This window comes from Collinsella sp. AF19-1LB, from assembly GCF_003459655.1.
In the GTDB taxonomy this organism is placed as follows: Bacteria; Actinomycetota; Coriobacteriia; order Coriobacteriales; family Coriobacteriaceae; genus Collinsella.
Window position 1 is genome coordinate 66,599 of the sequence record NZ_QRWO01000008.1, and the last position, 11,792, is coordinate 78,390.

The 11,792-nt window shown below is 61.8% G+C and carries 10 protein-coding genes; all 10 read right to left on the minus strand.

Annotated elements, in window-relative coordinates; all coding sequences use genetic code 11:
* Positions 1-24: 24 nt before the first annotated feature.
* Complete coding sequence (gene tsf / locus DWX39_RS03630) at positions 25-894, minus strand: translation elongation factor Ts (protein ID WP_022094736.1); 870 nt, start codon at positions 892-894, stop codon at positions 25-27.
* Between the two features lie 45 nt (positions 895-939).
* Positions 940-1,668: a 30S ribosomal protein S2 gene (gene rpsB / locus DWX39_RS03635; protein WP_006236109.1), complete on the minus strand. Its 729-nt coding sequence runs from the start codon at positions 1,666-1,668 to the stop codon at positions 940-942.
* A 219-nt stretch (positions 1,669-1,887) separates the two neighbouring features.
* Entirely contained in the window at positions 1,888-2,808 is a 921-nt protein-coding gene (locus DWX39_RS03640; RefSeq protein WP_117635268.1) for a tyrosine recombinase, read from the minus strand.
* A complete protein-coding gene (trmFO, locus tag DWX39_RS03645) occupies positions 2,805-4,142 on the minus strand; it encodes a methylenetetrahydrofolate--tRNA-(uracil(54)-C(5))-methyltransferase (FADH(2)-oxidizing) TrmFO (protein ID WP_117635269.1) in 1,338 nt (445 codons plus the stop codon). The genes DWX39_RS03640 and trmFO overlap by 4 nt, the downstream gene beginning before the upstream one ends.
* A 14-nt stretch (positions 4,143-4,156) precedes the next feature.
* Complete coding sequence (locus tag DWX39_RS03650) at positions 4,157-5,092, minus strand: DNA-processing protein DprA (protein ID WP_369832162.1); 936 nt, start codon at positions 5,090-5,092, stop codon at positions 4,157-4,159.
* A complete protein-coding gene (locus tag DWX39_RS03655; protein ID WP_117758535.1) occupies positions 5,089-6,612 on the minus strand; it encodes a YifB family Mg chelatase-like AAA ATPase in 1,524 nt (507 codons plus the stop codon). The genes DWX39_RS03650 and DWX39_RS03655 overlap by 4 nt, the downstream gene beginning before the upstream one ends.
* Positions 6,612-7,097, minus strand: a complete 486-nt coding sequence (locus tag DWX39_RS03660) for a YraN family protein (RefSeq protein ID WP_117758536.1) — start codon at positions 7,095-7,097, stop codon at positions 6,612-6,614. Before DWX39_RS03660 ends, DWX39_RS03655 begins: the two co-directional genes overlap by 1 nt.
* A gap of 189 nt (positions 7,098-7,286) precedes the next feature.
* A complete protein-coding gene (locus DWX39_RS03665; protein ID WP_117583230.1) occupies positions 7,287-8,075 on the minus strand; it encodes a ribonuclease HII in 789 nt (262 codons plus the stop codon).
* A gap of 93 nt (positions 8,076-8,168) precedes the next feature.
* Entirely contained in the window at positions 8,169-8,510 is a 342-nt protein-coding gene (gene rplS, locus DWX39_RS03670) for a 50S ribosomal protein L19 (RefSeq protein ID WP_117583231.1), read from the minus strand.
* Between the two features lie 210 nt (positions 8,511-8,720).
* Complete coding sequence (gene ppdK / locus DWX39_RS03675; protein WP_117758537.1) at positions 8,721-11,471, minus strand: pyruvate, phosphate dikinase; 2,751 nt, start codon at positions 11,469-11,471, stop codon at positions 8,721-8,723.
* Positions 11,472-11,792 lie beyond the last annotated feature (321 nt).

Consider the following 11,792-nt stretch of genomic DNA (forward strand, 5'->3'; position numbering starts at 1 on the left):
TCATTACCAGCTACAAGAGCTTATTTACTCGCCACGGACCAGACGGTCAAAGGCAACGACGGTAATGGTGTCGCCGAGCTCCTTGGAGACCTGCTCAGCGTACTTCTTGATGGTGAGGGAGCTGTCCTTGATGAACTCCTGCTCGGTGAGCACGGACTGCTTGTAGAACTTCTCCAGACGGCCAACAGCCATCTTCTCCTGGATAGCCTCGGGCTTGCCGGACTCGGCAGCCTGGGCCATGTAGATCTGCTTCTCGTGCTCGACGGTCTCGGCCGGAACCTGATCGCGGGTAGCGCAGATCGGGGCGACGGCGGCAACCTGAAGGGCAACGTCGTGAGCGAAGGTCTTGAAGGACTCAGCCTGAGCGGTCTCGGCCTTCTCGAAGGCGAACTCGACGAGGACGCCGATCTTACCACCCATGTGGATGTAAGAAGCGAGCGCGCCGTTCTCGGCCTTGCGGGCAGCGAAGCGGGAGATCTTCATGTTCTCGCCCATGATGTGAATCATCTCGGTGAGCTCGGAGGAAACGGTCTCCTCGCCCATCGGCTTCTCGAGCAGAGCATCGACGTCAGCAGGCTCGGTGGTGGCGACAACCTCGGCGACCTTGGAAGCAAAGCCGGTGAACTTGGCGTTGGAGCCAACGAAGTCGGTCTCGCAGGAGAGCTCGAGCAGAGCGCCGGTCTTGCCATCCTCGGAGACGAACGCGGCTACAGCGCCCTCGTTGGTCTCGCGGCCAGCCTTCTTGGCAGCCTTGGCGAGGCCGTTCTTACGCAGAACGTCGACAGCAGCGTCCATGTCGCCGTCTGCCTCGACGAGAGCCTTCTTGCACTCCATCATCGGGGAGTCGGTCATCTCGCGGAGCTGCTTGACCATAGCGGCGGTAATCTGGGCCATTGTGGTTCCTTTCAAAGAGATGAAAAAGAATTAACTAAGACTGATTTACTCGGCCTTGGGCTCAGCGGCCATCTCGGCCTCGGAGACCTGCTCCTTGCCGGAGCCAGCGAGGCAGGCGTCAGCCATGAGCTCGCACATAAGGGTGACAGCGGAGATAGCGTCATCGTTGCAGGGGATGCCGTACTCGACCTCGTCGGGATCGGAGTTGGTGTCGATCAGAGCGACGACGGGGATGTTCAGGCGCTGGGCCTCCTTGATGGCGTTCTCCTCGCGCTTGGTGTCGATGACGAAGAGAGCCTGAGGCAGGCCCTTCATGTCGCGGGCGCCACCGAGGTTGGTCTGGAGCTTGGTGAGCTCCTTACCGAGAACAGCCTGCTCCTTCTTGGGCAGAACAGCCATGCGGCCGTCCTCGACCATGGCCTCGAGCTCCTCCATGCGGTTGATGCGAGAGCGGATGGTGACGAAGTTGGTCAGCATGCCGCCGAGCCAACGCTGGTTGATGTAGGGCATGTTGGCGCGCTCAGCAGCGTTCTTGACGGCCTCCTGAGCCTGCTTCTTGGTGCCGACGAACAGCACGTTGCCACCCTTGGCGACGTTCTTGACGAAGGTGTAGGCCTGATCGGCGTCGAGGATGGTCTGCTTGAGGTCGAGGATGTAGATGCCGTTGCGCTCACCGAAGATGAACGGCTTCATCTTGGGGTTCCAGCGACGGGTCTGGTGACCGAAGTGGCAGCCGGCCTCGAGCAGGGTGCGGATATTAATCTTGGTAGCCATGTTAAACCTCCTGTGGTTTGCCTCCGCGCGGGGTCATCCTCCAAAACCAACCCGGACATGTGCTACCAAAGCCCGGGCACCACGGTATGAAGTAGCCGCGCGTGCGTGATAAAAACATGTTGCCGTGAAGCAACCTGATGAATGATAGCAGGAATGCTTCTTCCTGCCAACCCGCAATCAAAACCACACACCTGAGTGCGGCGCGGGACGTCCCAGCCACTATTCGCCTCGGGGATGGGCTTGAGCCACGGCACGTTTGAGCCGATCGGGCGTGAGATGCGTGTAGATCTGCGTCGTGGACAGGCTCGCATGACCCAGCAGCTCTTGAACCGAGCGCAGGTCCGCGCCGCCCTCGAGCAAGTCGGTCGCAAAGGTATGGCGCATCGCATGCGGGGCGATGTCGGCCGGAATGCCGGCGAGCGTCGCCAGCATATGAAACCGCCGCCTGAGCATGGCGGCACTCATGCGATTACCGCGCGCCGATATAAGCAGCGGATGCGGCCCGGTAGCGGGGTCACGACGCTTTGCCTGAGCGAGCAACTCCGGCCTCCCCTCCTCAATATAGAGACGCGTCGCCTCGAGCGCACGACGATACAGAGGGACGATACGTTCTTTGCTCCCCTTGCCCCACAGGCGCAGCGTGCGTTCGGACCACGCAATGGACTCCACATTGAGTGCTGCGAGCTCAGAGATACGGGCGCCCGAGGCATAGAGCAGCTCGAGCATCGCCGCATCGCGCAGTCCCGCGGGTGTTGAGGTATCAGGCGTCTTGAGCAGCGCCTCCACCTGATGGGTCGTCAGCACACCGGGTAGATCGCGCGGGAGCTTGGGCGAGGAAATTGCCGAGACCACATCGCCCTCCACGACCCCCTCGGCAGCCATCCACCGATAGAGCGAGCGAATGGCAGACAGGTGTGCCGCAAGCGTTCGGGGAGTCACCTGCTCACGCGAAAGCTCGGCAAGATAGCGACGAATGGTGCGCACGTCGGCAGCGAAAGAATCTATATTCTCACGCTCGCACCAGGCAGCAAAGCGCTCCAGCCTCGAGCCATAGGCCGTCACCGTGTTGGGAGAAAGTCCCTCGACGCGTGAGATATAGGCAATAAACGAGTCGACGGTGTCGTACAGGTCAAAGGCTATGACCGGTCGCCTCCAAACAGATCGGGGCGAGTGGCCAGATAGGCATCAAGGGCCTCGAGCGCACGGTCCGCATAGGCCTGGTAGCGGTCGCGCTTGCTGCGGCGCTTACCATCCTCGAGTGGCGGCACCAGGCCAAAGTTGACATGCATAGGCTGATAGCCCACCGTGGCCGGATCGGTAGCATAGCCCACGAGCGCGCCCAAAGCACCCACGCGCGGCAGCTCGACGGGAGCGGCCCCGACAGCCTCGGCATAGGTGTTGAGTGCCGCGAGCAGACCTGTCGCCACGGCTTCCATGTACCCCTCGGTGCCGGTGATCTGACCGGCCAGGCGCACGCCGGTACCAGGCACGGCAAAGGTGCCATCGAGCACGTGCGGCGCATCGACAAAGGTATTGCGGTGCATGACACCGTAGCGGAAGAACTCGGCGTTCTCCAGACCCGGCACCATATGGAAGACGCGCTTCTGCTCGCCAAAGGTCAGGTTGGTCTGGAAGCCCACCAGGTTATAGGCGGTCTTCTCCTTGTTCTCGGCACGCAGCTGAATCGCCGCCCAGGGACGACGACCGGTTCGCGGGTCGGTGAGGCCGACGGGCTTCATGGCGCCAAAGCGAATGGCGTCCTTGCCGGTGCGCGCAACTTCCTCGGCAGGCTGGCAGGCCTGGAACAGATCGCCGCCCTCAAAGTCCTTGAGCACCACGCGGTCGGCCGTGGTAAGCGCCTCGATAAAGGCCTCGTACTCTTCCTTGTTGAGCGGAGCGTTGAGATAGTCGCCGCTCCCCTGCTCCTCGTAGCGCGACTGCGAGAACAGCACGTCCATATCGAGCGTGGAGGCATCGACGATCGGCGCCGCGGCATCGAAGAACGCAAGGGCGTCGCCACCGACGAGCTTCACGACCTCTTCGCTCAACGCCGGCGAGCACAAGGGGCCGGCGGCAATGACCACGTGACCTTCGGGAATCTGCGTGACCTCGCCGTGAACGATCTCGATATTGGGACGGGCGGCAACCTCGTCCTCGACAAGCTCGGAAAACTTGACGCGGTCGACCGCCAAGGCGCCACCGGCGGGAACAGCCGCGCGATGGGCGCAATCGAGCAGGACCGAACCCATGCGCTCAAGCTCGGCCTTCAGCAAACCAGCCGCGGAATCCGGACGGGTCGACTTAAACGAATTGGAGCAGACGAGCTCTGCCAGGTGATCGGTATGGTGGGCCGGGGAGCTCACCTGGGGGCGCATCTCGCACAGCTTTACGGCAAACCCGCGATCTGCCAGCTGGATCGCGCACTCCGATCCCGCCAGACCGCCACCGATAACCGTCACCTGATCGAACTGCATCTGCAAACACCTTTCTAATTGACACGTTTTCCATTGTGACCGAAGGGCGTCTGGGCGTGAAGGGCAAACTTGGAGGGCGCATACCTTCCATCCATCATGCGCTCGATAAGGCCCTCGAGCTCAAGCGAACCCAGGAGCTTAAGTACGCCGACGGCATCAAGCGAGACGAGCGCCGCAATGTCATCGACCTTGAGCGGAGAGGCGATGAGCGCATGCATCACGGTCTGCTGCGTTGGATCCAGGTCGGCAATGCCGGGAGCATCGGGGCGCGAGTAGCGCAGGGTGCCGTAGATGCGTGAGATAGCCATCTCGATAGATTCCTCGTCGATGATGCAGCAGGCACCGTTCGCAATGAGGTAATTCGTGCCACGCGACTCGGGCGATAGGATCGACCCCGGCACGGCAAGAAGTTCGCGCCCCAAATCCATAGCAGCCTCGGCTGTAGAAAACGTCCCGGAAGGCATACCCGCCTCGGATACAAAGAGGGCTTGCGACAGGGCCGCGATCACGCGATTGCGGCGCGGAAAGGCAAACTTGCGCGGACCCATGCCCCACGGAGAGATCGACACGATCGCGCCGCCCGTATCGAGCGTGCGAGTAATAAGCCCCGCGCTCGAACGCGGGTAAACCACGTCGGCGCCCGTCCCTAGCACCACGACGTGTTTGCCGCCGGCGTTGACCGCAGCCCAACCCGAGGCCTGGTCACAACCGACCGCGCCGCCCGAAACAACCGTCACTCCCGCCTCGACCGCCATCTTTGCCGCAAGCTCTGCCACGGCAAGACCATACGGAGAGGCCTTGCGCGCGCCGATGATGGAGAGCGCAGGCGTCGAAAGCACCTCGGGGTTGCCGCGCACAAAGAGCGTCTGGGGTACATCAGATAGCTCCAAAACGGACTCTGGATACAACGCGTCACCTGGATGCAGTTCGAAGGTCCCCTCGGCCATCATTGGTCCCTCCTTCCCTGGTACATCGCCGCCTCGAGCACGTGATCCTGCGTCACCTGCTCGCTCTCGGCGACATCGGCGATGGTACGTGCGATACGCACCAGGCGCACGATGCCGCGGCCCGTGAGATGCGTGCGCTTCGACAGGCCGAGCACACACTTCTCCGCCGCATCATCGAGCTCAAAGGTCGAAACGACGCCGTCAATGGACCGCGTCTCGTCATCCTCGACCTCGGCATCCGCATCGTCCATACGGGACTCGCGCCAGGCGCGAAAGGCGCGACCGCGCACAACGTAGTCACGCAACTCGGCCGACGACATACCCTCCGCACCCTCGATAATCACTTGGGGGTCGGGACGGGTCACATCGATCATCATGTCGATACGGTCGGCTAAAGGACCGCGCAGCTTTGCCCGATAGCGCTCCACCATCGATGCCGAGCAGCGGCATGGCACCTCGCGATCGCCCAAAAAGCCGCAGGAGCAGGGATTGCTCGCGGCCAGCAGCTGAAAGCGCGACGGGAAGGTAAAGGCCCCGTCGACGCGTACGATCCTCACATAGCCGCGTTCGATGGGCTGACGCAGCGTCTGCAGCACACCCGTGGGAAACTCGGCAAGCTCGTCCAAAAAGAGCACGCCGCCATGAGCCAGGCTGATCTCACCCGGATGCACCGGGCGTCCTCCGCCAATGAGACCCGCCGTTGAAATACTGTGATGGGGGCTTCGAAACGGCCGATGACCTGCCAATAAGCCATCGATGTTCTCGCCCAAGACCGAATGGATGCACAGCGCCTCCTGCTGATCCTCAATGGAAAGCTCGGGCAGGATGCCGGTCATACGGCGCGCAAGCATCGTCTTGCCCGATCCCGGGGACCCAATCATGAGCAAGCCGAGTTCTCCTGCCGCCGCAAGCGCCATGCCGCGTTTAGCGACTTCCTGCCCCAGTACGTCGGCATAGTCGAGCTCGGGCTCAAAGGTCGCCTCGACGCCCTCGGAATCCAGATAGTGCCGAGCCGCCTCGCCCATGCCATGGGCAAGCTGAGACAAATGATCGATGAATCCACAATCCACGCCCGCGAGCGGCACATGCTGATCGGACCTGCCGGCGATAAAGGACAGCCCCATATCACGCGCCAATAGCTGAAACGCCACCTCGCCCTTGACGGGAAGCACCGTACCGTCCAAGCCGAGCTCGCCGGCGATAAGGCAGCGATCGAGGTTGTCACGGGGAATCTGCCCATCGGCCGCCAGAACCGCGATGGCGATGGGCAGATCAAAGCCGCTACCGGTCTTGCGAATATCGCCGGGTGCCAGGTTGACGGTAATGCCAGAGCGCGGGATCTCGAAGCCTGCCGAGCGCATAGCGCACCGGATACGCCCGCGCGACTCCATCACCTCCATACTCGGAATGCCGAGCATCTGGATGCCCGGAACGCCACCGGCAAGCGAAACCTCGACGGTGACGGGAATTGCCTCGACGCCGCGGATACAGGCCGCGTGTACGGCAAACGTCTCAAACGCCATCACGACACCTGCCAATCGAACGCATTGTACTGGTGCTCAATCTCGGCGATATGCCCGCCGCGGATGGTGACGCCCACGGCATCGAAGCGAATCGACCTGAGCGGATAGTGCTCCATGAGATAGTAACTTGCGATACGGCGATACCGACGCTGCTTTTGGGCGTCCACGGCCTCCTCGGGAAAGACCCGCGTGGTGCAATCCAGGGCGACGCGTCTCGTCTTGACCTCGGCCATCACCACGACATCATCGAGCTCATCGAGCAGCACCAGATCGGCTTCGCCCTCAATGCAACGATAGCCCTGCTCCAACAAGGTGTATCCACGCTCGTTAAAGTAATCGATGGTGATCAGCTCGCCCAGCATGCCGAGCTCGCGGGGACTGAGCCCCTTGATAAACTCGGGCGTAATCGCCCCGCAGTCGAGCTCGCCGTCTTCCCAGCGCTCCTTGAGTTGCTGCGTCTTGCTCTTTTTGCTTGCGGCACACATGGGGTCTCCTTTCCCGCACACTGCATTGCCCCGATGATGAGGGCGCCTTTCATGCGGGTAAGTACCGGAAACAAACCAAAAGCTGACCAAATACCGACAAAAAACGGGCCGTACGCAACTATCACGTTGCACACGGCCCGCTACCAGCAGGTTTATAAAACGCCAGAGGTCCCTGTCTCCACAATTGGCCTAGAAAAGGCGCTCAGTCTGCAGAAAGTTTCCGCAAAAGCTCACACGATGCAGCGGACAAAGTCCATGTTTGCGAATCGCCTCGATGTGCTCGGGACTTGCGTAGCCCTTCGACTCGGCCAAATGATACTCGGGGTACTCGGCGTCGTACTCGACCATCATCTCGTCACGCGTGACCTTGGCCATGATGGACGCCGCGGCGATACAGGCGATTTTGGCATCGCCCTTCACCACGTCGCGCTCGTTGGGAACGGCGCCCAAGGGGTTACCGTCCATAAGCACGCAATCGGGCTCGAGCCCCGTATCGGCCACGGCGCCCGCGACGGCAGCGCGGATGGCGCGGGCCATGCCCATATCGTCGATATCGGCAGGCGCGATATGGCAAAAACCAATCGCCGTCGCGACCTCGGCAATCTTCACCGAGAGCAGCTCGCGGCGCGCCGGCGTGAGCTTTTTGGAATCGTTGATGCCCCAGACGCGCGGCTCCATGGGAAGGCACACGGCGCACACCGTCAAAGGACCGGCCACCGAGCCGCGACCCACCTCGTCGACACCCACGACCACGCCATCCCCACCGAGCTCGTGCATCAGCTCGTACATACCGTTGACGCGCTCGCGCTCGGCAAGTTCCTTGGCATGGCGCTTAAGGGCGCGCTCGCAAGCCTTGATCACTTGCTGGCGCGGATCCTCGCGATAATGCTCCACGAGGGCGGGGATCTCCTCAAACGTGGCGCTCGCCAGCTCGCCGGCAACCTGCGATGCCGAAACCGAGCTCGTCATGTTGGCCATATCGGGGCCTCCTTGCATGCAAATCAGATAAAAAGAAGGGCCACCCGAAGGTGACCCTTTTGTCCAAACGAGTGGACAGACGCTGCGATCTTCTTAGCGCTTCTCGGGGATGCGAGCAGCCTTGCCCACCTTGTCGCGGAGGTAGTACAGCTTGGCGCGACGGACGCGACCATGACGGACGACCTCGAGCTTGGCGATCTTGGGGCTGTGAAGCGGGAAGGTACGCTCAACACCGACACCGAAGGAAATCTTGCGGACGGTGAAGGTCTCACGGGCACCGGCGCCGGCCATGCGGATGACGTCACCCTGGAAAACCTGGATGCGCTCGCGGTCGCCTTCCTTAATGCGGTAGTGAACCTTGACGTTGTCGGCAACGCGGACCTGCGGGATGTCCTCGCGGATCTGCTGACGCTCGATTGCGCGGATGTAATCCATGTGCAATTCCTTACTCTTCTAGAGGTGCCGTACCACCTTGGCCGGCACGTAGTTGAACAAACGTATTCGAGTATACACGCGCGGGTTTCTGCTGCAAGAACAATTTTTTGCGCAGACAAAAAGACAAAACCCGCACATGATAACCGCCCGCTTCACGAATGAGACGGGCGGTATGAGGGGGGGCTACGCTAGGCGTCTAAACGCTAAACGCTAGGCGGAACGCTTGGCCTCGAGCTTGGCCTGGGCGGCAGCTAGGCGCGCGAGGGGCACGCGGTAGGGCGAGCAGGACACATAGTCCACGTCGGCCACGTTAAACAGGCCCTTGATGGACTTGGGGTCGCCGCCGTGTTCGCCGCACACGCCAAAGTGCATGTCGGGATTGGTGGCGCGGCCCTTCTCGACGGCCAAGCGCACGAGCTCCAGCACCGCCGTGTCGATGGTCTCGAAGGGGTTGTCCTTCAGGATCTTCTTGTGCAGGTACAGCGGAATGAACTTGGCCTCGGCATCGTCGCGGGAGAAGCCGAAGGTCGTCTGGGTGAGGTCGTTGGTGCCAAAGCAGAAGAAATCTGCGTGATGGGCGATCTCGTCGGCGACCATGCAGGCGCGCGGCAGCTCGAGCATCGTGCCCACGGGAATGTTGAGCTCGACACCTTCCTCGGAGGAAACCTCGGCGATGGCACGCTCAATGACCTCGCGGGTCTGGACATGCTCTGCCGTGATGGAAACGAGCGGAACCATGATCTCGGGGCGTGGGTCGACACCATCCTTGATAAGGCGGGCAGCAGCCGTGGCCACGGCGCGGACCTGCATGAGCGGCAGATCGCCAAAGACGACGGACAGGCGCACGCCGCGCAAGCCCAGCATGGGGTTGGACTCGACCATGCCGTCAATGCGACGTAGGCGGGCGCGCAGGGCAGTGAGCTCCTCCTCGGGAGCGCCGGCGGCCTCCTTCTTGGTGATGGCGACCTCGAGCTCGCGAGGATTATCCAGGAACTCGTGCAGCGGCGGATCAAGCAGGCGAACGACCACATCGCGACCGGACATGGTCTTGAACATGGCTAGGAAGTCCTCGGTCTGGACCTTGAGCAGGTCGGCCAGGGCCTGCTGCTTCACGGCCTCGTCGTCGGACAGGATGAAGCTCTGGATGATGTTCTTACGATCGCCCAGGAACATGTGCTCGGTGCGGCACAGGCCGATGGCCTCGGCGCCAAACTCGAGGGCGAGTGCGGCATCCTCAGGGTTGTCGGCGTTGACGCGCACATGGTTGGCGTGGCCACAGGTCTCGTCCAGGCGAATCTCGTCGGCCCAGGACAGGATGGTGTCCAGATCGCCGGTGAGTTCAGCGGAGACCAAATCGACAGCGCCATCGACGACGATGCCCTGGGTACCGTCGATGGAGATGACATCGCCCTCGTGCAGTACGCGGTCGCTGCCATCGATGTGCACGACCTTCTCGGCGGCGTCGATGTGGAAGCGCTCGACACCGCAGACGCAGGGTGTACCCATGCCGCGGGCGATAACGGCTGCGTGGCTCGTCTTGCCACCATGGCTGGTGAGGATGCCCTCGGCAGCGACCATGCCCTTCAGATCGTCGGGGTTGGTCTCCCAGCGAACCAGGATAACCTTGTGACCCTCGGCGGAACGCGCAACGGCGTCATCGCTCGAGAACACAACCTCGCCCACGGCGGCACCGGGGCTGGCGTTAAGGCCGGTAGCAAGTGCCTCATACTTCTTGGAGGCATCGAACTGCGGGTGCAGGAGCTGATCGAGCTGTGCGGGGTCGATGCGCCCCACGGCTTCCTCGCGCGTGATCAGGCCCTCCTCGACCATCTCGATGGCGATGCGCAGGGCGGCCGTGGCGGTACGCTTGCCCACGCGGGTCTGGAGCATCCAGAGCTTGCCCTGTTCGATGGTGAACTCGATATCGCACATATCGCGATAATGATCCTCGAGGGTCAGGAACACGCGCTCGAGCTCCTCACCTGCAGACTCGAGGCCCGGGGTGGTCTTGAGGTCGGCGATGGGCTCGGTATTGCGGATGCCGGCGACGACGTCCTCGCCCTGGGCGTTAACCAGAAAGTCGCCGTAAAACTCCTTGGTGCCGTCGGCCGGGTTGCGCGTGAAGGCGACGCCGGTCGCGGAGGTCTCGCCCTTATTGCCAAAGGCCATAGCCTGAACGTTGACGGCGGTGCCGAGTTCGTCGGAGATACCATGCTGCTTGCGGTAGATGCAGGCGCGCTCGTTCATCCAGCTGCCAAAGACGGCCTGGATGGCAAGACGCAGCTGGAGCTCCGGGTCGTGCGGGAAGACGGGCTTGCCGTCAGCGACCTCGAGCTCGGGGTACAGGGCGGCCTCGACGTTGTCGGAGAAGATCCCCTTGAAGGTCTCGACGAGCCCCTGCAGGTCCTCGGCCGAAAGCTCGGAATCGACGCGAACGCCGGCGACCAAGCGTGCCTGGGTCAGAGCGTTCTCGAACAGGTCGGCGTCGACGCCCATGACGACGTTGGAGAACATCTGGATAAAGCGGCGGTAGCTATCCCAGGCAAAACGCGGGTTTTGCGTCTGGGCGATAAGGCCCTGAACGGAATCGTCATTGAGGCCCAGGTTGAGGACTGTGTCCATCATACCGGGCATGGAGAACGGAGCGCCCGAGCGAACCGACACGAGCAGCGGGTCGGAGGCGTCGCCGAGCTTCTTGCCACAACGGGCCTCGAGGTCGGCCTCAGCGGCAACGATCTCATCGAGTGCGCCCTCGGGCCACACGTTGCCGGCACCGGAGTACTCGACACAAGTCTGGCAGGTAATGGTAAAGCCACCGGGAACCGGCAGGCCGATGCGGCTCATCTCGGCAAGGTTTGCGCCTTTGCCGCCAAGCACGAAGTACATGGACTTGTCGCCCTCGGTGACACAGGTGCCCTGGGCGTCGGTTCCAAAACGGTAAACCCTCTTGCAATCGCTCACGATACTTCCCCTTCCATGCGCTTACGCGCACGACCGTGGTAACGAATCGACCCGCCGGATGCGGGCCGTGAGGGAACTATACGGCGGGTTTTGGGCAGGCTTGAGCAGAGGGTGCGCGGTTTGGTAAACGTGCTAAAACTAGCGGTAAACGGTAGGTAAAGTTGGTTACCTTATGAAGATACCACTACAAGAAGAATGCAGGTCAGATGCGATGTTTTTGCTAAATCGCTTTATCAATTCAGGCTATTTAGCCACTCCGATGATTTTTCTGGGACGGGGATTAAAAAAGGCTCTGTTAGACCAAGATTGACATACATGTGT